This is a genomic window from Frankia canadensis (assembly GCF_900197875.1).
Lineage (GTDB): Bacteria > Actinomycetota > Actinomycetes > Frankiales > Frankiaceae > Frankia > Frankia canadensis.
Window position 1 is genome coordinate 122,939 of the sequence record NZ_FZMO01000112.1, and the last position, 23,809, is coordinate 146,747.

At 70.4% G+C, this 23,809-nt stretch carries 20 protein-coding genes; 13 read left to right on the forward strand and 7 right to left on the reverse strand.

Annotation, left to right across the window (positions count from 1 at the left end; all coding sequences use genetic code 11):
* The first annotated feature begins 113 nt into the window (after positions 1 to 113).
* From C1A33_RS11580 to C1A33_RS11625, 10 genes are all read left to right on the forward strand, one after another.
* On the forward strand, positions 114 to 1,439 hold the full coding sequence (locus C1A33_RS11580) for a cytochrome P450 (RefSeq protein ID WP_101831507.1): 1,326 nt from the start codon (positions 114 to 116) through the stop codon (positions 1,437 to 1,439).
* Positions 1,436 to 2,680 (forward strand): NAD(P)/FAD-dependent oxidoreductase, encoded by a 1,245-nt coding sequence (locus tag C1A33_RS11585; protein ID WP_101831508.1) that lies wholly within the window; start codon positions 1,436 to 1,438, stop codon positions 2,678 to 2,680. Before C1A33_RS11580 ends, C1A33_RS11585 begins: the two co-directional genes overlap by 4 nt.
* Positions 2,681 to 2,818: 138 nt before the next feature.
* Positions 2,819 to 3,139, forward strand: a complete 321-nt coding sequence (locus C1A33_RS11590) for a 2Fe-2S iron-sulfur cluster-binding protein (protein ID WP_101831509.1) — start codon at positions 2,819 to 2,821, stop codon at positions 3,137 to 3,139.
* Between the two features lie 65 nt (positions 3,140 to 3,204).
* Positions 3,205 to 4,308, forward strand: a complete 1,104-nt coding sequence (locus tag C1A33_RS11595) for an NAD(P)-dependent alcohol dehydrogenase (protein WP_101831510.1) — start codon at positions 3,205 to 3,207, stop codon at positions 4,306 to 4,308.
* 100 nt (positions 4,309 to 4,408) lie between these two features.
* Positions 4,409 to 5,869: an aldehyde dehydrogenase gene (locus C1A33_RS11600; RefSeq protein ID WP_101831552.1), complete on the forward strand. Its 1,461-nt coding sequence runs from the start codon at positions 4,409 to 4,411 to the stop codon at positions 5,867 to 5,869.
* 91 nt (positions 5,870 to 5,960) lie between these two features.
* Positions 5,961 to 6,740: a hypothetical protein gene (locus C1A33_RS11605; RefSeq protein WP_101831511.1), complete on the forward strand. Its 780-nt coding sequence runs from the start codon at positions 5,961 to 5,963 to the stop codon at positions 6,738 to 6,740.
* Positions 6,730 to 7,374, forward strand: a complete 645-nt coding sequence (locus C1A33_RS11610; RefSeq protein ID WP_101831512.1) for a cytochrome c oxidase subunit 3 — start codon at positions 6,730 to 6,732, stop codon at positions 7,372 to 7,374. The genes C1A33_RS11605 and C1A33_RS11610 overlap by 11 nt, the downstream gene beginning before the upstream one ends.
* A gap of 44 nt (positions 7,375 to 7,418) precedes the next feature.
* Positions 7,419 to 7,664, forward strand: a complete 246-nt coding sequence (locus C1A33_RS34810; protein ID WP_165818338.1) for a cytochrome C oxidase subunit IV family protein — start codon at positions 7,419 to 7,421, stop codon at positions 7,662 to 7,664.
* Between the two features lie 389 nt (positions 7,665 to 8,053).
* On the forward strand, positions 8,054 to 9,022 hold the full coding sequence (locus C1A33_RS11620) for a beta-ketoacyl-ACP synthase 3 (protein WP_101831514.1): 969 nt from the start codon (positions 8,054 to 8,056) through the stop codon (positions 9,020 to 9,022).
* Positions 9,023 to 9,232: 210 nt separating this feature from the next.
* Positions 9,233 to 12,661 (forward strand): methylmalonyl-CoA mutase family protein, encoded by a 3,429-nt coding sequence (locus C1A33_RS11625; RefSeq protein ID WP_101831515.1) that lies wholly within the window; start codon positions 9,233 to 9,235, stop codon positions 12,659 to 12,661.
* 81 nt (positions 12,662 to 12,742) lie between these two features.
* Here the strand turns inward: C1A33_RS11625 and C1A33_RS11630 are convergent, their stop codons facing one another.
* Both C1A33_RS11630 and C1A33_RS11635 read right to left on the reverse strand, forming a co-directional pair.
* Positions 12,743 to 13,693: a hypothetical protein gene (locus C1A33_RS11630; protein ID WP_243407443.1), complete on the reverse strand. Its 951-nt coding sequence runs from the start codon at positions 13,691 to 13,693 to the stop codon at positions 12,743 to 12,745.
* A gap of 92 nt (positions 13,694 to 13,785) precedes the next feature.
* Positions 13,786 to 14,130, reverse strand: a complete 345-nt coding sequence (locus C1A33_RS11635) for a PadR family transcriptional regulator (RefSeq protein WP_101831517.1) — start codon at positions 14,128 to 14,130, stop codon at positions 13,786 to 13,788.
* Between the two features lie 519 nt (positions 14,131 to 14,649).
* Between C1A33_RS11635 and C1A33_RS11645 the strand changes: the two genes are divergently transcribed.
* Positions 14,650 to 14,937: a hypothetical protein gene (locus C1A33_RS11645; protein WP_101831518.1), complete on the forward strand. Its 288-nt coding sequence runs from the start codon at positions 14,650 to 14,652 to the stop codon at positions 14,935 to 14,937.
* Positions 14,938 to 15,162: 225 nt separating this feature from the next.
* On the opposite strand, the gene C1A33_RS11650 is transcribed toward C1A33_RS11645, so the two are convergent.
* From C1A33_RS11650 to C1A33_RS11660, 3 genes are all read right to left on the reverse strand, one after another.
* On the reverse strand, positions 15,163 to 18,498 hold the full coding sequence (locus tag C1A33_RS11650; protein ID WP_101831519.1) for a DEAD/DEAH box helicase: 3,336 nt from the start codon (positions 18,496 to 18,498) through the stop codon (positions 15,163 to 15,165).
* 338 nt (positions 18,499 to 18,836) lie between these two features.
* Entirely contained in the window at positions 18,837 to 19,589 is a 753-nt protein-coding gene (locus C1A33_RS11655; protein WP_101831520.1) for an AraC family transcriptional regulator, read from the reverse strand.
* An 86-nt stretch (positions 19,590 to 19,675) separates the two neighbouring features.
* Complete coding sequence (locus tag C1A33_RS11660) at positions 19,676 to 19,978, reverse strand: putative quinol monooxygenase (RefSeq protein ID WP_101831521.1); 303 nt, start codon at positions 19,976 to 19,978, stop codon at positions 19,676 to 19,678.
* A gap of 408 nt (positions 19,979 to 20,386) precedes the next feature.
* Here C1A33_RS11660 and C1A33_RS11665 point away from each other — a divergent pair, with 408 nt between their 5' ends.
* Positions 20,387 to 20,779 (forward strand): hypothetical protein, encoded by a 393-nt coding sequence (locus tag C1A33_RS11665; RefSeq protein WP_133150645.1) that lies wholly within the window; start codon positions 20,387 to 20,389, stop codon positions 20,777 to 20,779.
* Positions 20,780 to 20,838: 59 nt separating this feature from the next.
* Here the strand turns inward: C1A33_RS11665 and C1A33_RS11670 are convergent, their stop codons facing one another.
* Both C1A33_RS11670 and C1A33_RS11675 read right to left on the reverse strand, forming a co-directional pair.
* A complete protein-coding gene (locus C1A33_RS11670) occupies positions 20,839 to 21,414 on the reverse strand; it encodes a TetR/AcrR family transcriptional regulator (RefSeq protein WP_243407444.1) in 576 nt (191 codons plus the stop codon).
* 117 nt (positions 21,415 to 21,531) lie between these two features.
* Positions 21,532 to 23,025 (reverse strand): MFS transporter, encoded by a 1,494-nt coding sequence (locus tag C1A33_RS11675; protein WP_101831524.1) that lies wholly within the window; start codon positions 23,023 to 23,025, stop codon positions 21,532 to 21,534.
* Positions 23,026 to 23,372: 347 nt separating this feature from the next.
* On the opposite strand from C1A33_RS11675, the gene C1A33_RS11680 reads away from it, so the two are divergent.
* Positions 23,373 to 23,789: an anti-sigma factor gene (locus tag C1A33_RS11680; protein ID WP_243407445.1), complete on the forward strand. Its 417-nt coding sequence runs from the start codon at positions 23,373 to 23,375 to the stop codon at positions 23,787 to 23,789.
* Positions 23,790 to 23,809 lie beyond the last annotated feature (20 nt).

Here is a 23,809-nt window from a genome sequence, read left to right on the forward strand (position 1 = left end):
CCCTCTTCCGGGTGATGGGTTCGGTGTGAGTCCACTCACATGATGGACGCAATCCACTTCGAGCCGGGCCGCCGCGATCAGACGGCGACCGCCCCTGACGCAGGGAGCGCCTCATGACCATCGCGGACAGCACGCTGATCGTCGACGTCCCGGAGGAGATCGCCAGGCTGGTCGCCCTCCCCGAGGGCCACCGGGAGGACGCGCCGCTGTTCGAGGCGTACCGGTGGCTGCGTGAGAACGCCCCGCTGGCGAAGGTGTCCGTCGAGGGTTACGAGCCGATCTGGCTCGTCACCAAGCACGCGGACATCATGGAGATCGAGCGGCAGCCGGCGATCTTCACCAGTGGCGGCGGCGAGGCTCCGGGCTCGCACAACCCGATCCTGCAGAACCAGGCTGGTGACGAGTTCACGAAATCGTTGACCGGTGGCAGCCTGCGGATCCTCGAGACCCTCACCTACCTCGACCCGCCCGAGCACACGATGGTCAAGGACATCGCCAACGAATGGTTCCGGCCGGTGTCGCTGAAGAAGTGGGAGGACCGCATCCGGGAGCTGGCCCGGCAGGCGATCGCCAAGCACCTGCGGCCCGGCTCGAACGACCTGGATCTGGTGGCCGGCTTCACCCTCGGCTACCCGCTGCACGTCATCATGACGCTCTTCGGCGTGCCGGCCGAGGACGAGCCGCGCATGATGGCGCTCACCCAGGAGTTCTTCGGCACCGCCGACCCCGAGGCCCAGCGCGCCGACACCGAGCCGCTCACGCCCGAGGCCGCGGCCCAGCAGTGGTCGGCCGCCATCCGCGACTTCTATGCCTACTTCGACACCTTCGTCGACGCCCGGCGCGCCGAACCCAGGGACGACCTCGCCTCGATCATCGCGAACGCCCGTACGCCCGACGGCGAGCTGTTCCCGAGGGAGGTCGCGTACGGCTGGTTCATCGCGATCTCGACAGCCGGTCACGACACGACGTCGAGCACCCTGTCCGGCATCCTCGAGGCGCTCGCGCAGCACCCCGAGCAGCTGGCCGCGGTGAAGGCGGACCTCTCGCTCATCCCCGACCTGGTGAACGAGGGCCTGCGCTGGGTGTCGCCGGTGAAGCACTTCGTCCGGCAGGCCAGCCAGGACTACGTGCTGCGGGGCCAGCAGATCACCGCGGGTGACCGTTTCATGCTCCTCTACCAGTCGGCCAACCGTGACACCGACGTGTTCGACGCTCCGGACGAGTTCCGCTTCGACCGCCGGCCCAACCGCCACATCGCCTTCGGCTACGGCCCCCACATGTGCATCGGTCAGCACCTGGCCAAGCTGGAGCTGCGGGTGATGCTGGAGGAGCTGCTGCCCCGGCTCGTGTCGATCGAGGTCACCGGCCCGCGCAAGGTCGTCCAGACGAACTTCGTCGGTGGGCTTCGCCGGCTTCCGGTGAGTCTGGAACTGGCGTGACCGATCGGGCTGGTACGGCCGGCCGGGTCGTCGTGGTCGGCGCCGGTCACGCGGGGGGCACGTTCGCGGCTCTGCTCTGCCAGGCGGGATTCTCCGGCGAGGTGGTGGTCTTCGGCGACGAACTGGACCCGCCCTACCACCGCCCGCCTCTCTCCAAGGAGTTCCTGAGCGGGCCGTTGGAGAAATGGCTGCGCGAGCCGGCCTTCTACGCGGAGCAGGGCGTCGCGCTGAGGCTGGGTGAGCGGGTCGTGCAGATCGATCGCGCGGCCGCGACGGTCACCTCGGAGAACGGACGGACCTGGTCCTACGACCATCTGGTGCTGGCCACCGGCGCGGCCTCCCGCTGGCTCGACGTGCCCGGCGCGGACCTCGACGGCGTCGGGATGCTGCGCTCGCTCGTCGACGCGCGGGTACTGCGCGACCGGGTCCGCGCAGCGGGATCGGTCGCGGTGGTCGGTGGCGGCTACATAGGGCTGGAGGTCGCGGCCGCGGTGCGGGGGAACGGCACCCCCGCCACCGTCATCGAGCGGGAGGACCGGATCCTGGCGCGCGTCGCCAGCGCCGAGCTGTCCGCGATCCTCGCGCGCTTCCACTCCGAGCGCGGCACAGCCGTGATGACCGACAGTGTGGTGCGACGGTTCGACGGGGAGGCCGGCCGGCTGCGTGCCGTCGTCGTCACCGGGCCCGACGGGGACGAGCGGCACGTGCCCTGCGACGTCGCGGTCGTCGGTGTCGGCGCGGTGCCGCGCGACAAGCTCGCCCGGTCCGCCAGGCTGACGTGCGACAACGGCATCGTCGTCGACGACGGGGCCCGCACGGACGACCCGAGGATCCTCGCGATCGGGGATGTCACCAGCCGGCCGGTCCGCGGCGTCACCGGCCGCATGCGCCTGGAGAGCATTCCCAGCGCGGTCGAGCAGGCCAGGCAGGCCGTCGCGACGGTGCTCGGCGGGCCGGCGGTCGAGCCGGAGGTCCCCTGGTTCTGGTCCGATCAGTTCGATCTCAAACTCAAGATCGCCGGCGTGCTGCGCGGGACGTTCGCGACCGTGGTGCGCGGCGATCCCGGCGCGGGGCGGTTCGCGCTGTTCCACCACCGCGAGGGCGTGCTGGTGGCTGTGGAGACCGCGAACGCGCCCGCCGACTTCATGGCCGGCCGTCGCCTGCTCACCGCCGGCCGGCCCGTCGACCCCGGCCGGCTCGCGGACCAACGGATCGGCCTGCGTGATCTCGTGACCGTCTGACCCGTCTGACCCGTCTGACCCGTCTGACCCGTCTGACCACTGCCTCCGCGCCCCCCTGACCTCGCGCCTGCGCGCCCCCGCAACCTCGCGCCCCCGCGACCTCGAACGACCAAGACCACCGCCTGAGGAGTAACCAACGTGCCGGCGATCACCTACGTCCTGCCGGACGGCACCGAGAAGACCATCGACGTCCCGATCGGTATGTCGATCATGGATGGCTCGGTTCGCAACAACCTGCCCGGCATCGTCGCCGAATGCGGAGGCGGATGTTCCTGCGCGACCTGCCACGTGCACGTCGACGCGCAGACCCGCGCGTTGTTCGACGAGCCCGCCGGGGAGGAGACCGATCTCCTCGAGTTCCTCGACGGTGCCGACGGGGACTCGCGCCTTTCGTGCCAGCTCATTGTCACCGGCGAGTGCGAGGGAATTCGCATCAACGTCGTCGACTCCAGCGCCTGAACCGGGCCCGCGGCGACGCGGCGGAGCCGAGGAAAAGAAGAGAAGACAAAGGGAGACGACAACCGATGAAGATAACCGCCGCTGTTCTCGACGAGCTGGGCGCGGATTTCAGCCTGCGGCCCCTGGAGCTGGCCGATCCCGCGCCCGGGGAGGTCCTCGTGGAGATCGTGGGCGTCGGGCTGTGTCACACCGACCTCGCTGTCCAGCACGGCCACCTGCCATTCCCGTTCCCGGCGGTCGTCGGTCACGAGGGCAGCGGCGTCGTGCGCGCGGTCGGCGCGGGCGTGACCAAGGTGGTGCTCGGTGATCCGGTCGCGCTCACCTTCAACAGCTGTGGCGCCTGCCCGGAGTGCCTGGCCGGTACGCCGGCGTACTGCGCGCGCTTCATGGAGGTGAACTTCGGCGGCGTGGGTGCCGACGGCGCGACCCGGCTGTACGACGGTGCGACCAGCGTGGGCAGCAACTTTTTCGGCCAGTCGTCGTTCGCCACCTACGCCCTGGCCCATGAGGCCAACGTGGTGAAGGTCCCTGACGGTGTCCCGCTGGAACTCGTCGGGCCGCTGGGCTGCGGCGTGCAGACCGGTGCGGGCGCGGTGCTGAACTCCCTGAACTGCCCCGCCGGTTCGTCACTCCTGGTCACCGGCGGCGGCTCGGTCGGGCTGTCCGCGGTCATGGCGGCCCGGGTCCGCGAGCTGTCGACGATCATCGTCGTCGAGCCCGTCGCCGCCCGCCGGGACCTCGCCCTCCTGCTGGGCGCGACGCACGTGATCGACCCGGCCGAGGGCGACATCGCCGGCCAGGTCCGCGCGATCATCCCCGGAGGGGTCAAGTTCGCCGTCGACACGACCGCGGCGGCCCCGGTGCTGGCCGCCGTGCTCGCCTCACTCGCCCAGCAGGGCGAGTTCGGCATGGTGGGCGTGCCGGCCGATCCCACCGCGGCGCTGACCGTCGGGCTCCTCGAGATGCAGGCCCGCGGCCTGCGGTTCCGCGGCATCGTCGAGGGCGACAGCAATCCGGATGTGTTCATCCCGCAGCTTGTCGAGTTGTTCAGGAGCGGCGAGTTCCCGCTCGACCGCCTGATCACCACGATGCCGTTCTCCCGGATCAACGAGGCCATCGCGGCCCAGGCCCGCGGCGACGCCGTGAAGATCGTTCTCACTCACGGGTAGTCGCCTGCGCGGCGACGGCGGCGACGACGGGACGGGGCCGGCGGCGACCTGATCGCGGCGCCGCGAGGATCCGGTGACCTCATCGAGCAAAGGAATGGACATGACCACGATCGAGTACGACAGCCTCTACATCGGTGGGCAGTGGGCGAACCCGGCGTCGACAGACCGCATCCAGGTCACGGAGGCGGCGACCGAGCGGCCCGCCGGCAGCGTGCCCGAGGCGGGCGAGCGCGACATCGACGCAGCCGTCGACGCGGCCCGCCGCGCGTTCGACGAGCCCGGCGGATGGAGCACCTGGGAGCCGGCTCGGCGCGGTGAGGTCCTGGAGCGCTTCGCCGCGGCGCTGGAGTCGCGGGGCGGTGAGACGGCCAGGCGGGTTTCGGTGCAGAACGGCATGCCGCTGTGGCTGGCGCAGAACTTCGAGGCCGGTTTCCCCGCCCTCCTGCTCCGGTACTACACCGGCCTGGTGGCGGACGGCCAGCGGGAGGTCCGCGCCGGCATGCTGGGCAAGAAGGCGCTGGTCCTGCGGGAGCCGATCGGGGTCGTCGCCGCGATCGTGCCGTGGAACGTGCCGCAGGCCATCACCTTCCTCAAGCTCGCCCCGGCGCTCGCCGCCGGCAACACCGTGGTCCTCAAGCCAGCTCCTGAGACGGTGCTGGACGCCTTCCTCATGGCCGAGGCGGCGATCGAGGCCGGGCTGCCCCCGGGTGTGCTGAACGTCGTCCCGGCCGGGCGCGAGGCGGGCGCGTACCTCGTCGCGCATCCCGGTGTCGACAAGGTGTCGTTCACCGGCTCCACCGCCGCCGGCCGAGCCATCGCCGAGACCTGTGGCCGGCTGCTGCGTCCGGTGACGCTGGAACTGGGCGGGAAGTCGGCCGCGGTGGTGCTCGACGACGCCGACCTGGGCTCCTCGCTGGAGTCGTTCTTCGCCGCCACTCTGCTCAACAACGGCCAGATCTGCTGGCTCGGCACCCGGGTGCTGGCGCCGCGGGCGCGCTACGGCGAGATCGTCGAGACCGTCACGGCGCTCGCCTCCTCCCTGACGATCGGCAACCCGCTCGACCCGGAGACGAAGGTCGGCCCGCTGGTGTCGCAGCGGCAGCGGGAGCGGGTGGAGTCCTACATCGCCAAGGGCCGGGCCGAGGGCGGCCGGGTCACGACCGGCGGCGGGCGCCCGGCGGGTCTCGACCGCGGCTGGTTCCTCGAGCCGACGATCTTCGCGGACGTCGACCCGAAAGCGACGATCGCCCAGGAGGAGATCTTCGGGCCAGTGCTCGCGGTGATCCCGTACACCGACGAGGACGAGGCCGTCGCCATCGCGAACGACTCCGACTTCGGACTCGGCGGCTCGGTCTGGACCAGTGACCCCGCGCGCGGCGCCGCGTTCGCCGGACGGGTCCGCTCCGGCACGGTCGGCGTCAACGGCTACGTCAACGACCCGTTCGTGCCATTCGGCGGTATCAAGGCGAGCGGCCTGGGACGCGAGCTGGGGCCGGAGGGGCTGGCGCCGTTCCAGGCGCTCAAGTCGATCTACCTCGACGAGGCCAACGACCCCGCCTGAGGGCTCCCCGCGCGGGCAGGACGAGCCCGTCGGCGGCCACCGACCGGGAGCGAGCGGCACGGCTGGCTTCCACGACCTTCATGAGGACGTCATGACCACCACGGAAAGATTACCCGAGGTCGCGATCCCGCCGTCCCCGCCTGGGCAGCGCACCGTCGGCTTACGCGTCCTGCTCGCCTGCCTGTGGTGCATTCCACCCGGCCTCGTGATCATCATTGCCGGGTGGGTGATGGCCGGCCTGATGCCGCCGCCACCGGCGCACGACACCCCGGCGGAAATCGCCGCCTACTACCGGGACAACACCACGATCATCCGGCTGGGCCTGCTGCTCATGCTGATCGGCTTCGCGGTGTGGGCGCCGCTGTTCGGCGTCATCACCCGCCAGATGCTGCGGGCCCGCCGCTCCCACCCTGTCCTGGCCTACATCCAGCTCGGCGCCGGCGCGACAACCTGGATCTTCCTCCTGTTGCCGTTCCTCATGCTGAGCGCGGCGGCCTTCCGCCCCGAGCGCAATCCGGAGATCACCCAGGCGCTGCACGACCTGGGATGGATCACGCTCTTCATGCCGCTGACGCCGTTCGTCGTGCAGAGCGTGGCGATCGCCGTGGCGACCCTGCTGGACGATCCGAAGAAGCCCCTCTTCCCCCGCTGGGTGGCCTACGTCAACATCATGGAGGCAATTTCCTTCCTTCCGGTCGGGCTGCTCACGTTCTTCAAGACCGGCCCGTTCGCCTACCACGGCGTGATGGTCTTCTGGGTTCCAATACTCGTCTACTTCGGCTGGATTCTGGTCATGACGTATGTCTGCCACCGCTCGGTCATGAACGACGCCGCAGAGGCCGACGCCCGCGAGGCGGCACATGCGGGCTGAGGGCACGACGCTCGACGGGCGCGGGCGGGCGGCGACCACTGCCGGCGCCGGCCGCGGCCGCCGTAGCGGCCACATCCCGGGGGAGGCGGGCGTCTGGGTCCTCGTCCTCGGCGACATGATGGTCTTCGGCGTGCTGTTCGTGCTCTTCAGCCAGGCGCGTGCCGCGGACCCGGACGTCTTCGGCGCGTCACGGGAGACATTGAGCCTCCCGTTCGGCCTGCTGAACACTGTGCTGCTGCTGGGGAGCTCGTACTTCGTCGCCCGGGCCGTGCGTGCGCTGCGGGACCGCGACCTGGGTGGGGACGGCGGCGGCGGACGCCGGCCGGCGCTTTTCTTCCTGGCCGCTCTGGTCTGCGGCCTGGGATTCGCCGTGAACAAGGGCCTGGAATACGGCGACAAGCTCGCCCACGGAATCACGCCCGCCACCAACGACTTCTACCTGTACTACTACGTCCTCACCGGGATCCACGCGCTGCACCTCACCCTCGGGATGTGCGTTCTTGTGGTCCTCGTCCGCTACACCTGGAATCCGGCGCGCAAACCGAAGACCGCCGTCGTCGAGGGGTGCGCCTCCTACTGGCATCTGGTGGACGTCCTGTGGATAGTTCTCTTCCCGCTCCTTTATCTGGTGTGACGCCGGGGCGAGCGCCGGCCTCCGCCGCCCGTGCGGGCGATCGGGTGGTCTCGCTCGTGGTGGTCGCTCTCATCCTCGTGACCGGCCTGTCCACGTGGCTGGCCGAGGACCTGGCCGGCGACGGCGCGGGCCGGACGACGCTCATCATGACGATCGTCGCCGTCAAGCTGAGCATGGTCGGGCTTTTCTTCATGGAACTCAGAGACGCGCCGCGGCCCCTGGTCCTGTTGTTCCACGGCTGGATCGTCGCGGTCTGGGCACTGATCATCGGATTCCATCTCGTGGGGTAGCACCCGTCCGCGCGTCGGCTCCCGTGGCCCCCGGCAACGGGAGCCGACGCGCGGACGGGAACTCGACGATCACGAACCGACCTGGCGGCCTCCGGTGGGCCGGCCGCGCACCGAGGCGTCGGCCGCCGCCGATCGGGGTCGCGCAGCGTTCCGGCGGCGGCTCGACGGCCAGGTCCGGAGACCGATCCAGGCCTGGTTACTATGATGTCCGATAATAGGAAGGCAGAAGTGATGGTAGCGTGGGGACTCGGTTCGCCATAGGCCATGGGGGCCGTCCGTGTGACGCGGGCATCGTCGTGACGCGGGCATCGTCGTGGTCTGGCGGTCGACGGCAAGCGCCGCGACCATCGCTGTCCGCGTTGTGATGAGTACGCAACGGAAGGAAAGTGATGGTGGGGAGTGGTGTGGTGCCTGCGGGTCGCAAGGGGGCGCGGCTCAGTGGGCTTGGCGCGTATCGGCCGTCTCGTAGCCTCACGAGTGAGGAGCTCGGCCGTCGCTTCGGCCGGTCGGCCGAGTGGATCGAGATCCGCACCGGCTTCGTTTCGCGGTGGACGGCGGAGAAGCATGAGACGGTCGCTGTCATGGCCACCGCCGCTGCGGGCGAGGCGCTGCTGGACAGCCAGCTCCAGGCACAGGACGTTGACCTTGTCATAGTCGCCAGTTGCAGTAACGACCCGCGGGCGGGCGGGGTTGCGGCTCAGGTGGCGCAATCGCTCGGGGCCTCCCGAGCTGGAGCCATGGATCTCAACGCCGCCTGCGCCGGCTTCTGCTATGCGACTGCCGTCGCCGCCGACGCTGTCCGTGCGGGGTCCGCGCGCCATGTCCTGGTAGTCGCATCGGAGAGGATGACTGACCTTGTTGATCCAGACGATCTCGGTACGTCGATAATCTTCGGAGACGGTGCCGGCGCGGTGGTTGTCGGACCTGGTGACTCGTCCGCGATCGGGCCGGTCGCCTGGGGGCATGACGGCGAAAAAGCATCCTTCATCAAAATTGACGAAACTTCAAAATTCCTGCGGATGAATGGGCAGGCGGTCTTCCGTTGGGCCACCAGCGCCGTGCATCCTGTCGCTCGCTCGGCCTGTGAGCGCGCGGGTATCGCGCTGGATGATCTGGCGGCGGTGATCCCGCATCAGGCCAACCTTCGGATTGTCGACCAGATCGCGGCAAAGATCGGGGCCGGGCGAGCTGTGGTCGCGCGCGAAGGGGTCACGAGTGGGAACACGTCCGCCGCGTCGATCCCATTGGCCCTGCACTCCCTGCGGCGGCGGGGGGCTGTCGGGTCTGGCGATCACGCGCTTCTGATCGGGTTCGGTGCCGGCCTGAGTCTGGCTGCCCTGGTGGTCCAGGTGCCCTGAGGCCTGGCCTGTCCCTGTCCGCGCGGCCGGCATCACCATCCGGGTGAACCCGCTGGTCTGATCGGCCGCGGTTCGATTCGATGCGGCGCGGCGGTGGCGCCTGCTCCCGCGGCCGCCCGACTTCGCTGGCTTCAGTCTCTAGGACGCCCTACTATCTGGCTACCAACGAAATCCCCTGGCTGTCTCGTCGTCGTTCTGGGAGCGTGCCGCATGTCCGCAGTCACCGTGGCGAGCGAGGAGCGGCCTGCTCTACACGCACCCGTCTGTCCAGTTCGTGTCGTGACCGCGGCCGCGCTGTTCGACGGCCACGATGCGGCGATCAACATCATGCGGCGGATCCTTCAGGCTCAGGGGGCCGAGGTGATCCACCTGGGCCACGACCGTCGAGTCGACGAGATCGTGAGCGCGGCTATCCAGGAGGACGCGCAGGCGGTGGCGCTGTCCTCTTATCAGGGTGGGCACGTCGAGTACTTCACGTACCTGGTGGAGCGGCTGCGTGCCCGCGGCGCCGGGCACATCCGGGTCTACGGCGGTGGCGGCGGCGTCATCGTGCCGGAGGAGATCGAACTTCTCCACTCCCGTGGGGTCGCGCGGATCTTCTCCCCGGAGGACGGTCGACAGCTCGGGCTCGGTCTCATGGTCAACACCATCCTCCGGGAGAACGACGTCGATCTCACGGCGGCCACGCCGACGGTGGCGGCGCTGAGCGCCGGGGACGAGGCGACGCTGGCCAGAGCGATCACGGTCCTGGAAGCCGCACGGGACGACGACTTCGCCGCGGCTGTGCGGTCGGCGGCCGAACGTGATCGCCATGTTCCCGTCCTGGGCATCACGGGCACCGGCGGGTCGGGAAAGTCGTCGCTCACTGACGAGGTGCTGCGGCGGTTTCGCCTGGACCAGGGTGATGCGCCGCGCATCGCGGTGCTCGCGATCGATCCCACCCGACGGCGTGGCGGCGGGGCGCTGCTCGGCGACCGCATCAGGATGAACGCGCTCGCGACGACGCCTGACGAAACGATCGTGGGCCAGGAAGCTGATCCTGACGCCGGCGCGTGGGAGATCCGTCCACAGACCTTCTTTCGCTCGCTCGCGACCCGCAAGGCGGGAGGGGAGCTGCCGGAGCGGCTTGCGGACATCATCGCGGCGTGCAAGGTGGCGGGTTACGACCTGGTGATCGTCGAGACGCCGGGTATCGGTCAGGGTGACGCCGGCATCGTGCCGTTCTGCGACGTCTCGATGTATGTCATGACGCCGGAATACGGCGCCGCTTCCCAGCTCGAGAAGATCGACATGCTGGATTTCGCCGATGTCGTGGCGGTCAACAAGTTCGAGCGCCGGGGCGCTGAGGACGCGCGCCGGGACGTCGCTCGCCAGTTGCTGCGCAACCGGGAGGACTTCAGCGCCAGCTGGGAGGACCTGCCGGTGTTCGGCACGTCCGCGGCAAGGTTCAACGACGACGGGGTGACGGCTCTCTATCTGTTCCTGCGCGGCCTGCTCCAGGACCGTGGGCTGCGGCTCGAGCCCGGTCGCCTGGCGCAGGTGGACGTCCGTGCGTCCACCGGTCTGACGACGGTCGTGCCACCGGCCCGAGCGCGGTACCTGGCGGAGATCACCGAGGCTGTGCGCGGCTACCACGCGCACACCGAGGACCAGGCCCGGATCGCGCGGCGCCGCCAACATCTGGCGACCGCCATCGCCGAGCTCGAGGCGTCGACCGTCAGCTCGCCCTCCACCGCAGCCACCCCCCGCACCCCCGCCGGGTCTGCCGGTGGAACCTCGGATGGGGCCGCGACCGGGGGTGGGGCCGCGACCGCGGATGGGGCCGCCGGCGGGCTGCGGGACATCTGGCGCGCCGCTGACGCCGCGCTGGACGCCGAGACGCGTGAGCTGATCGAGTCCTGGCCGGCGCTGCGGGCCGAGCGGACCGGCGAGGAGATGGTGTACTCGGTTCGGGGCAGGGAGATCCGCACGCCGCTGGTGCGCACCACGCTCTCGGGCACGTCGGTGCCCCGGGTGGCGCTTCCGGACATCGATGATCACGCGCGACTCGTGCGGTTCCGCCGACGGGAGAACCTGCCGGGCCTGTTCCCGTTCACCGCGGGTGTCTTCCCCTTCAAGCGGGTCGGCGAGGCCCCTGCCCGGATGTTCGCCGGCGAGGGTGATCCGTTCCGTACGAACCGGCGGTTCCATCTGCTTTCCGCCGAGTCGACGGCTACCCGGCTCAGCACGGCGTTCGATTCCGTGACGCTGTACGGGCGGGACCCGGGTCCCCGTCCCGACGTGTACGGCAAGATCGGCACTTCGGGTGTGTCGGTCGCGACCCTGGATGACATGAAGGCGCTTTTCGCCGGATTCGATCTCTGCGCGCCGACGACGAGTGTCTCGATGACCATCAACGGCCCGGCGCCGACAATCCTGGCGATGTTCCTCAACACGGCTGTCGACCAGCGGCTCGAGGTCTTCCGCGCGGAACACGGGCGGGAGCCGGTCGCGGCCGAAGCGGCCGAGATCGCCGCGTGGGCGCTGGCGAACGTGCGGGGCACCGTGCAGGCGGACATCCTCAAGGAGGACCAGGGACAGAACACCTGCATCTTCTCGACCGAGTTCGCGCTGCGCTGCATGGCGGACATGCAGGAATGGTTCATCGACAACCGGGTGCGCAACTTCTACTCGGTGTCGATCTCCGGCTACCACATCGCCGAGGCCGGGGCGAACCCGATCAGCCAGCTCGCGTTCACGCTCGCCAACGGCTTCACCTATGTCGAGGCATACCTCGCCCGCGGCATGAACATCGACGACTTCGCCCCGAACCTGTCGTTCTTCTTCTCGAACGGCATGGATGCCGAGTACAGCGTGATCGGCCGGGTCGCGCGGCGGATCTGGGCGGTGACGATGCGCGAGCGCTACGGGGCGTCGGAACGTTCCCAGAAACTCAAGTACCACGTGCAGACCTCGGGCCGCTCCCTGCACGCGCGGGAGATGAACTTCAACGATATTCGGACGACCCTGCAGGCACTGTGCGCGATCTACGACAACTGCAACAGCCTGCACACCAATGCCTATGACGAGGCCGTGACCACGCCCACCGAGCAGTCGGTCCGCCGCGCGCTGGCGATTCAGATGATCATCGATCAGGAGTGGGGCCTCGCCGGCAACGAGAACCCGTTGCAGGGCTCCTATGTGATCGACGAGCTCACCGACCTGGTGGAGGAGGCCGTTCTCATCGAATTCGAGCGGATCTCGGAACGCGGCGGTGTTCTCGGCGCGATGGAGACCGGGTACCAGCGCGGGCGGATCCAGGACGAGTCGATGCTCTACGAACGGCGCAAGCACGACGGGTCGCTGCCGATCATCGGCGTCAACACCTTCCTCGGGCCGGATGCCGACGAGAAGGACTCATCCGCGCTCGAGCTCGCCCGGGCCACCGAGGAGGAGAAACAGTCACAGCTGCGCCGGCTCGCCGAGTTCGGCGCACGCAACGCGGACGCGGTGCCGGCGGCACTCGACAGGCTGCGCAAGGCCGCAGCGTCGGGCGGCAACACGTTCGCGGCGTTGATGGACGCTGTGCGCGTGTGCTCGCTCGGTCAGATCAGTACGGCGTTCTTCGAGGTCGGTGGGCAGTACCGGCGAAGCATCTGACGGCTTCGACGCCGGAGCTGACGCTCAGGCGGTTTCGCGTTCTGCGTCAGCTCGGCCGACTGGAGCTGGCTGGTTTCGCCGTCACTTCGTTGTTGCGGTGTCCTGATCCTCGGCTGGCTGGTGTGGAGTTTTCAGGGTGTGCGGGCTGGCGGCGCGGGACAGATCGAGTACGGCTGCCAGTGCGGTGGGGCCGAGTATGAGGAGGAATCCGCCGCCGGCGTAGTCGGCCTCCCATCCCCACGTGTAATACCGCGTCGCCTTGATGATGGGCATCAGCGGCCAGGCTGTGCCGACGACGAAGGCCGCGACGGTCCAGCCGGGTCGCCGCACGCTGATCACAGTCGCGACTGTGATGCCGAGAATGACCGTGGCCGGCAGGATCGCCTGAATGGTGTCGACCGGCCCCTCCGGTCCGCGGTAGGCGGTGGACGGATTGGCGTAATACGCGTAGCCGTCAGGGCGGACAAGGAGGCAGCTGTAGCCCTCGGCTACTGCAAGGAACAGGACGAACAGCGCCGCGGCGGTGAGCAGGCCGCGGCGGTGGAGCTTCGTCGGTGTCCCCGCCAACGCCATCCCCGCCAGCAGGAACAGCACGAGGAGCAGATAGAGCGGTGGCCGCTCGATATCGGTGAGCGCGGCCACTAGCACAGCAGCGCAGACCGCGAGGCATGTGAGCCCCAGCAGCGAGCGAGCGGCGCGCCGCGCGCCGAGCAACGCGGCGACGAAGGCGGCCACCGGCAGCGGGTAGATCGCGGCGCCGACGGTGAGGAACGGGCCGAAGGTCAGACCGCCCCCAGCCAGATCTCCCGCATAGGCCGGCCACGGATCCGGCAGCACCTCCGCGACGACGAACAGGTCAGACGACAGCGCGGCCAGGGACGCCAACGCCAGAATCGCGATCCGTTGTCGCACCACCACGGGCACCAGGCCCAGCGACGCGCCGAGCCGAGCAGCCAGGCCATGGGCGACCAGGTCGGCGATGTCCGCTGGGCTCGGCCTGGTCCGGCCGGCCGCGTCGGCCAGGTCCAGCAAGGTGGCGACGACCTCGTCGCCGTGATCCCGCCGCCAGCGAGGCGGATAGCACCGCAGCAGTCGGCGGTAGGCGACTTCGAGCCGGGACGGCGTCATGCCGGCGCCGCCCCCAGGCCCGGGCGGGAACGGAGCCGGCGCTCGGCCGCGGCGGCGTTCGACCGAAGCCGGTCAACCTGAGCTGCGAGGACGTCGGCACCCGTATCGGTGAGGTCGTAGTACCGGCGGAGCCGGCCGTCGACCACCTCCTCGCCGCTCGGGCGCACCAGGCCCTCCCCGGTCAGTCGGTCGAGCGCGGCATACAGCGTCCCTGCTCGTAGCGTCACCCGGCCCTCGGAGATCGCGGCGATGTCGTGGATCAGCGCGTACCCGTGTTTGGCTCCGTCGGCGAGCGCGGCCAGCACCAGGAAGGTGGGCTCACGCATCTCGTCGATACCCATACGGTCAGTATATACAGATGATCTGCTGGTGAATCAGCTCCGTCGATTCCGAGTGCCGCGCGGGGTCCCGCTCGCCGCCGGAGACAGGGCCGGCCAGTGGTCAACCTGGTACGACAGGGCGATCGCGTATGCCCTCTACCTCAAGGAACGTGACGCTGGAGCCCCGCCCAGACCGCACGCACCACGGCGGCGGCGGCCCATGCGTCGTCGCCCCGCCAGGAGCCGGACCGGCGGGGTTGTCGAGCACCTGCGCACGGGAGTCCCAAACCGCGGTGACCCGCGCATCATCTGGCTGCGGATCGGCGCCAATGACATCTACCGCTGAGCGCGTCCGCGACTGCGGCGAGACCAGATTTGGCCACCATCGGTTCGGAGTTGGCCTCGTGGCACGACCGCGAGACGCCATATGCCCCTGAGTCCTAACACCTAAGGGGGTGCGTGGCAGGGGTCCACGTCGCTGCGGAAGGCTGGCCCCGGCACGAACCGAACCGATCTCTGTGACCCCCAAGGAGCGCACCCTTGACCGACACGAACACCTACGTGTACGTCGACGCTGACACCCGCGAGGTCCGCATCGTCCGTGGTGAGGCCGACAAGGTGGGCGCCATCGTCGGCCGCCTCGACCCGATCTACCCCACTCCGGACAGCTTCGCCGCCGATGAGGCGGCCGGTTTCGCCGCTCTCGGCGAGGCCGCCGACAAGCTGCTCTCGACCCTCGAAGTCCGCCACGTCAGCGACTGGAGCCCTGTCGGTCAGGGCCTGTACGCCGTGGTCGAGGAGACCGTGCCGGTGCCGACGGCCGGCTGACCCGCCGGAGACCCCGAGCGCCCCGGCCTGGATACCAGGTCGGGGACGTCCCCTCGCCGGAACCCCACGTCCTGTCCGTGGTCTCCCTGGTGGACTTCCCCGCTTCGGGTGAAGATCATGGTTGGCATGTCCCACGCACGGCCGTTCGGCAACAGACGCGCGGGGCGGCCTCACGGCGCTGACCGTGCCAGCGGCGCAGCCGCCGTTCGCCGGCGAAGGCGAAGGCTATCGGGGTTCGTCGTAGGGGAGGCTGTCCGCGAGCTGGGCGAAGTAGCGCTGTTGGGCCCACGCCTGACGGTCGCCTACGACGTAGACCCGCCGTTTCGCGCGGCTGAGCGCCACATTGAACAGGTTCGGCCGGCTGGCGGCCCAGCGCTTCGCGCCGGGACGGTCCGGCGCCCCGCCCAGCACCATGATGACGATGTCCGCCTGCTTTCCCTGGGCGGTGTGCACGGTTCCGGCGACCAGGCCGGGATAGCGCTCCGCGTACGGGCGTAGGGCGAGGGCGATGTCCCGGAACGGCGCGATCACCATCACCTCGGAGAACGGAACGTTGAGCCGGGCGAGCGCGCCCAGGATCTGTTCCAGCCGCCGTCCCTCCTCCGGAACCCAGTGGCCGTGAGCCTCGGTGGCGCGCACATCGATCCACTTCGACGCGGGCAGGTGAGGATAGCGCCGCGTGAAGCGATCGGCGGCGTCCGACCCCGTCGCATCGATCATGAGTCCGTCGTAGACGAGCTCGTTGACCAGGTCGAACATCGGCTGGTCGCATCGACGATGCACAACCAGCGGCGATCCGACCCAGACCGGTCCCTCCTCGTCCGGCAGCCATGTGCCGAGTGGGTTGAGCCGGTCCGCCAGGCGTTGCACGGAGGTGCGGGCGGGCACCCATTCCTCGTCGACGCCGTGTGCCTGCCGCAGCATCTGCTGGATGCGCAACGGCAGGGATGACACCGGCTCCAGCTGCAGCGGATCACCCACGGCTATCACGTTGCGCGCACGCCACAGCGCGCCCGCCGCGATCTGCGGGGTTGCCTGCCCGGCCTCGTCGATGAGAAGCCAGCCAAGGGTCTGCGGCCCGAGCTGGGGAAAGACGCGGCCGACGGAGGCGAAGGTCGTTGACACGACCGGCACGACGAAGAACAGGCTGCGCCAGGCCTCGATGGCGTCCTCGGACCGTAGCTCGCCCGGCGCGGTGCCACCGACGACGTCCATCGCGGCCTGCAGGTTCTGGCGCATCTGGGTGGGCACGTGGCGCAGGAACTGCTTGTGCAGGCGCAGCGCGGCGAACAGCAGCTCGCTGCGGGCCTGGTTCCACCGCGGATCGGTCCACGGCGCGGCCCGTTCCCGGCGGGTGCGCGCCGTCCACCACTGCGCGTCCGGGACGACGTCGCCGAGCTGGGCACGGACCCGGTCGACCTCGCCGGTCAGTTCCGTGAGCAGCATCGCGCGGCGGCGGGCGTGCTCGTCGGCCCGGGCCGAGATGTCGGCGGCGTCGGCGGCGGCGTCGGTCAGGTGACGGGACGATCGCCGCGCCGCGTCGACGGCCCGCTCGGCGGCGGCCACCTGATCAGCGAGCTCCGCGTCGCGGTCCCGCCACTGCCGTACCGTCGCGCGGGAGAACAACCGGTCCAGCAGGCCCGGGCGGAACTGCCGGTGCTCGACGCGGACCGCCACCAGCCGGGCCCGTTCCTGCTGCCACTGGTCCAGCAGCGACGCGGCCTGGTCTGCGTCGGCCCGTGCCCGTGCGCCCGCGGCGCGGGCGTCGTGCGCGGCGGCCGTGGCGGCAGGCAGCTCCTGCTCGGCCTGGTCGCGCCGGCCGAGCAGGACGAATGCCTGCTCCCTGTCCGCGCCGAGGGAGGTGACCGCCTCGTACGCCTGCCGGAACCGGGCGGTCTCGGCCTGCCAGCTGGTGGGCGGCGACCCCTTTTCGTAGCTTTTGAGCGTCGCCAGCAGTCCTGCCCCGTCGCTGTCGGCGGAGGCGCCCTGGGTGCCGTACCAGCAGTCGCTGACGAAACGCGTGCGGTTGCGCTTGTTGCCCAGTCGGGCGGCGACCAGGCCCCAGGCGGCCTCGGTCTCGCCCGCGGCGACCTCGGGGTCCGCGTCGACGTCCGTGTCGGTCTCGGTCTCGCCGCCGGCGCGGGCGGCGCCGCCTGGCACCGGCACCGGCATGGGCGTGGGTGTGGGCGTGCGGGTCTGCGGGCGGGCGCCGAGGAGCCTCGCGGCAACAGCGGGAAAGTAGTCGAGTGCGGTGGCCTCGGCGCTCCATCCGTCGCCGATCGCGTCACGGGCGGGAATCTCGTTCGTGATGTTCTCCACCGCGCCGTTGTTCGCCGACGCGACCACGATTTCGAAGCCGGTCAGCGACGGCGCCCAGACGTGCGCGACGCGGGTGTACTCGCCGGTCTTCCACCGACGCTTCTCACCGCTGAACGCGTCGGCCGGGGCTGTCAGCGCGGCGAGGCGGTGTGCACGTTCGACGACGAGGGCAGCCACGATGTCGCGGAGCATGGTGGTCTTGCCCGTTCCCGGCGGTCCGTTCACGGCGAAGATGCCGCCATCGCCGTCCACCATGTCCAGAATGCTGTTGACGGCGAGCTGCTGGCTCAGCGCCAGCGGATGCTCCGGAGGACTCGGCCACCGCCCTGCCGGTACCCGGGCCGGGCGGGTGGCGTCGAGGACGACATCGAGCCGTTCCCGGACGTCGAGGCGCCGACCGATGTCGAGCGCCGCGTTCGGCCGCAGATACGACCCGAGCGCCCCCGTGGGTCGGGTAGCGCCCGCGGCGCGCGCGACCCGGCGCAGATCCGCCAGGACGAAGCTGTTCAGGAAGTCGTGGGTGTCCGCCGCGCTGGCCGACTCCGCGGTGCGGGTGGAGACCAGGGTGCTCGCCACCCGGATCTCGGTGCAGGGGAACAGATCGCCGGCGCCGGTTGCCGCGGCGACGGCGTCGCGGCAGTTCCGCAGGCCGTCCAGCGTGATCGGCGGAGGAAGGCGATCACCCGCGATGCCATCCTCGACGCAGGCGGTGACGTCGCCGCGGCGGCAGGCGGCACAGGTCTGTTCGTGTTCCAGGAACGGCAGCAGCACCCGGAGGAACTCGTCGGAGAATCCCGCCGTTGCGGCGTCGAAGTCCGCCGCCCAGTCCGGTGAGGCGGAGCGTCGCGTGACCGCCTGCGCGGTCGACCAGGCGCAGCAGGACAGCGTCAGAGTGTCCGGCTGCGGCCGTCCGATGCCGGAGACGATGAACGCGGCAAGCGCACTCTCCCCGGCCGGTCGGGCATCGTAGGAATCATCCTCTGCCCCGTAGACCTCGGCGAGGCGGTCGTGCACGGCCTCGAGAGCGAAGACGCCGAGGTACACGACATGTCGCCACACCTGGTCAGGAGGCCTGCGCACCCGCGCCAGCTCGTGGCGTGGGTCCCACGGCAGCAGCTGATCGGGCGCAGGTCGGTAGACCCGCCGCCGCCGGTCGACGGCCTGTACCGGCGGCGGACTGAACATTTCCACGGACGTCCAGAACCGCAGGATCGCCGCCGGATCCGTCTCCGTCGTCGCCACCCCCCCACCCGCACGCCGGCACTCGCGCTTGCCGTGACCATGTGCTGCCCGCCAACTGTACTGATTCCAGTACATAAGGCAGTCGGCGATTGACCGTGTGGCGACGACCTGAACGCACCACGTGCACAGGATCGCGTGAGGCAGCGAGCTGCGGCCGCTTCACATCCCGTCCCCGACCGGGCGCCGGCGGCCCTGGTCGTACTCGCCCTGCCAGCGAGGCCGGTGCGGTAGGCGAAGACGACTGCCTGGTCATGTGCCCTGCCGGAAACGAAGCTGTCGGCACGCAGTGTCGGAAGACCTGGGCGCCGGGCGGAAACGGCACGTCGCCAGCTCCGCGATCAGGGGCAGAAACTCGCGCGGAACTCGGTGGGGGTCCGGCCGGTCAGGTCGCGGAACGCGGTGTTGAACGCCGACAGCGAGGTGTACCCCGAAGCGAAGGCGATGTTCGTGACTGATAGCTCGCTGTCGGTGAGCTCCTCGATCGCGTGCAGCACCCGCAGGCGGCGCAGGACCGCTCGCCAGGTCAGGCCGGTCTCCGCCTCGAAACGTCGCGCCAGCGAGCGCGGTACGAGACCCACCTCGCGTGCCACGTCCTCGAAGCGGATATCGGTGGCGAGGCGCTGCTCGGTGATGTGCAGTGCCCGCCGAAGCTCGGGTGAGCGTCCCGCGGGAACGACGCACGGGCTCGGCCGCTCGGCGAGTCGCCAGCAGACCGCGGCGAGCGCGGCGAACAGCGTTGCGGCGTAGGTCGGCAGTGCTTCGCCGTCCTCATCCCAGGCGCGGCACTCGGCCACCAGCGCACGAGCGAGCGGACTGAGGTCGAACACCGTCAGCGGCGCCGGCGGCCGCGGGGCGAAGTCCGGGTCGAACAGGACGGAGGCGGTCGTGACGGGACGCGGGATGCTCACCCGAATCGGCCGATGGGCCTCGATCAGCGCCGCGCGCGCCGGTGGAAGCAGCCACACCTGCCCCTGCGCCTCCAGCCGGAGGACGCCCGCGGAGGCGCAGAGCAGGTAGTGACGGTCGACGCAGAGCTCGCGGGCCGGTTCCGGCGGGAAGCTCCGGACGAAGCTGAACGCCCTACGCGTCATCGGCAGGCCCTACGCGTCATCGGCAGGCCCTACGCGTCATCGGCAGGCTCGCACCGGCCGATTGTAGGAACCGGCAACCGGATCTCTCAGCCGACCGTCTCCAGCAGGTCGGCGTGAAAGCGGCGGCTGACCGGGGCGTCGGTCATGAGCGGCCGCAGCGCCTTCCCGGAGCGCTCGAAAACCGCCGACGCGAGGTACCCCTCGAAGGACACCTGGTCCTCCCACTCGTGGACAACCGTGATCCGGGTGTCGTTCTCGCGGGCCGCGTACACGCGGAAGGCGACGTTGCCCGGCATGGCGAGCACCTCGTCGCGCTCCCCGTCCAGCGTGGCGAGGGCGGCCGGGCGATCGGCCGCGGTGGTGCTGACGTCAAGGACGGCGATGAACATCGATGCCTCCAGGAGGGAGCCGGCGGCTGCCGGCGGCTGCCTCGATGCTCCAACCGGACCCGGCTGCGGCGCCTCCGCCAGTCGGACACCTTCACGCTCCGGTCGGACAGCACCGCCCGATCCGGCTGAAACGCTGGTCGGCGCCCCCATGGTCGTGCTCGACTCCGGTGCCCGGGATGGGCCCGGCACGATGCGAGCGGGATCCGCGGTGGCGGTCTCGACGCGCATCGCCCATCATGTCACTCATGGAGATCGTATGAGTTCTATGGGTAGTCACCCCGATGGCGGTGATCATCCAGTTCCGCCGGCGCCGGCGGGTCATGGCAACCGGTGACACGAGGGCCTGGAGCCGGGAGATCAGGAGTCGACAGCCGAAGCGTCGAAGATCGACGCCTGGAGGTGCACATGATGGTCAGACGGACTGTGGTGCCGGTACTCGCCCTGCTCCTCGCCGTGTTCGGCAGCGCGGCGCTCGTTCTCGCGCCCGCGGCCCAGGCTCGCGGGCTGACACGCGCGGCGGGCGTGCATGCCGGTGTCGGGCATGCCGGCGTCGCCTACGGCACTCGTGGCGTCTACCGGTCCGGCACGGTGGTGTATGGCTCGTCGCAGGGGACCACCTCGTCGCAGGGGACCACCTCGTCGGACGGGTCGACATCGAGTCCCACGCCGCCGGCCTCCGGGACGAGCGAGTCCGGCACGAGCGGGTACGCGGCCGGTGGCGTGGTGGTACATCGGTCCGGCGCCGTGGTGCATCAGACGGGTGTGGCTCGTGCCGGCCGCGGCGTCGGGGTGCGCCGCTGACGCGGTCGGCCTGGCGGACGGGTAGCCCGAGGTGGGCCCTCCTCCGCGCCGCCCGCGGGTCAGGGGGCGTGGTCGTGTTGGGGGCGCAGGGCGTCGAGGATGAGGCGCCGGAAGAGCAGGCGGCTGTCCTCGTCCTGCCGTCCCGTCTCGGCCAGGCGCTGGGCGCAGCCGGTGATCAGTGTCCGCAGGTCCTCGGTGTTGACGTCGCTGCGCAGCGCGTTCGCCGCCTGGGCTCGGGTCACGATCTGCTCGAAGGCGGTGATGAGGTCGGCGATCTGCGGGTCCGCGCTGGTCACGCTTCTGGTTCGCAGCATGTCGTGGGCCAGTCTGTTCAGCACGATCTGGTCGAACCAGGCGGCGATGAGCTCACGGAACGCCGCCGCGGCGTCGGGATTGTCCAACGCCGAGCGCGTCATGTTGACGAACCACCGCAGCTGGTGGGTGATGACCGCGGCCACCAGGTCGTCTCGGCTGGGGAAGTTGCGGTAGACGGTGGCCTTGCCGACACCGGCGCGGTCGGCGACGTCGGGCACCGTCGTGGCCAGGCCGAGCTCGGCGAACACCTCGACGGCGGCCCGCACGACGCGCTCGTGGTTACGCCGTGCGTCCGACCTGCGGGTCTCCGAGGTCGTCATCCGCCCATTGCAGCACATCGGCGGACGGCGGGTCGCCGCATGACCCGCGCCCGCGCTCGCCTCGCGGCGGGCACGGACGCGGGTTCCTCGTGCGTACTCGTGTACGGGTGTCTCGTGTTACCTGGTGGCGCTTGCGACCCGCGTGGTCGCCGATCGTGCCGCGCCCACCTCGTCGCTGTCCCGCGCTGCCGGTCGGGAATCGGCCGAGGCGGCCGGGGCGCCAGCGCCGGTCCGGGAGCGGGGCAGGCCCAGTGCGCTGAGGCCGGCGACCACCGCGATGACGGCGCAGAAGAGGAAGGCGATCTGGTAGGCGTCGGCCGTCGGGATGCCGGTGACGGGATCCACCTGGGAGACGAGGATGCTCGCGCAGATCTGCGATCCCAGCGACGAGCCGATCGAACGCAGCAGCGTGTTCACACCGGTGGCCTCGCCGGTCCGGTCGGCCGCCACCGCGTCGATGACGAGGTTGGGAATCGCCGCGAACACCAGGCCGATCCCGGCGAACGCGACCACGCCCATCAGGACCAGGGCGAGCCGCGAGTCGGGCACCGTGGCCAGCAGGGCGAGGCCGGCCGCCGTGACCAGGCTGCCGGTGAGTACCGCGATGCGTCCGCCCCACCGTCCGGCGATGACGCCGGCCAGCGGTGCGGTCACCAGCATCGCGAGGGAGCCGGGCACCATCAGCAGGCCGGCGGTCGTCGCGTCGGTGCCGAACCCGTAACCCGTCGTCTTCGGGGTCTGGGCTAGTTGCGGGATGAGCAGGAAGGCGCCGAACATGCCGAACCCGACGAGGACCGTGGAGATGTTGGTGATCAGTACCGGGCGCTGCGCGAGCATGGTCATGTTGATGAGCGGCTCGGCCTGACGCCGTTCGAAGGCGACGAGCGCGCCGAGCACGGCGACGCCGGCGACGATCAGGCCCAGGGTCGTGGCGCTCGTCCATCCCCACGTCTTCGCCTGGCTGATGCCGACCAGCGGCAGGGCGACGCCGACGCCCAGCAGCAGGGTGCCGACGAGGTCGATGCGGCCGGGCACCCGGTTCGGCGACTCGGGAACCAGCAGCTGGGCGCTGAGGGCGGCGAGCGCGGCCATCGCCGCGCCGGACCAGAAGATCCAGTGATAGGTCGCGTGGTCCACGAGCAGTCCACCGAGGACGAGTCCGAGGCCGCCGCCGATCCCGAGCATCGCCGAGATCAGCCCGATGGAGGCCGGTCGCCGATGCGGCGGGAACTCGTCGCGGATGATGCCGAAGCACAGCGGGATCACGCCGCCACCCGCGCCCTGCAGGATCCGGCCGGCGATCACGACCCAGAGCTGTCCGGCCAGCGCCGCGACCACCCCACCGAGCGCGAACACGGCCAGGGACACGACGAGCATGCGACGTTTGCCGACCATGTCGCCGAGCCGGCCGATGACCGGCGTCAGGATGGCCGCGGCAACCAGGTAGCCGCTCATCGTCCAGGTGACGTCGCCGACGGAGGCACGCAGCTCGCGGGCCAGCACGGGGATCGCCGGCACGACCGTCGTCTGCGCGAGCGCGAACGCCATGCTCGCGAGGAGAAGGACGGCCAGGGTGCGGCCAGGATTCGGGCGCGGAGGGGCAGTGCTCATGACACTCCGTGAGGTGACTCGGCGGCCTCCGGTGCCGGACGCCGTCGACGGGACGGGAGGGGAACCCTGGTCCGACAGGAAACGGACCAACTGAGTCCACATGTTAGATGGACTCTGGTAGTCCGTTTAGGGGGTTGGCCTCATGCGGCCGATGACGTGCCTCACACGGGCATACGGCTTGGGGCGCACGGGCGGGCGTGATCGGCGGCCGTGACCATGGCCGGGCGAGGGCCGCGGGGCATGATGATGTAGACCTTGGGAGTGCGCGTCCGGGGGACGACAGCCCGGAGTGCATGGCCGTGCGGCGAGGCCTCGCCGCCGGGACACGCAGCGCTGGAGGTAGAAACGTGGATCCGCGCGACGTTGTGCAGCTCGCCCTTCCGGCCGACAGCGCCTACCTCACCGTGCTGCGCACCGCGACGGCGTCGCTCGCCGCCCGGCTGGACTTCACCCTCGACGACATCGAGGACCTGCGGATCGCCGTGGACGAGGCGTCCGCGCTGCTGCTCGTCGCCGCCGTTCCCGACTCCGCGCTGGAGTGTGCGTTCACGTTGTTGCCCGGCGCCATGCGGGTCGCCGTGTCGGTGATGAGCATCGACGGTGAGCCGCCGTCGAAGGACACCTTCTCGTGGACCGTCCTGAGCGCGCTTGCGAGCGAGGTCTCCAGCTCCACCGGGCCCGGCCGCCAGGTGACGATCGAGCTGGCGAAATGGCGGGGCGACCGGCCGGACCCGGGCGAGCAGCCGTCCACCAGGATCTGCTGAGCGGAACGGAGAGCCGTCGA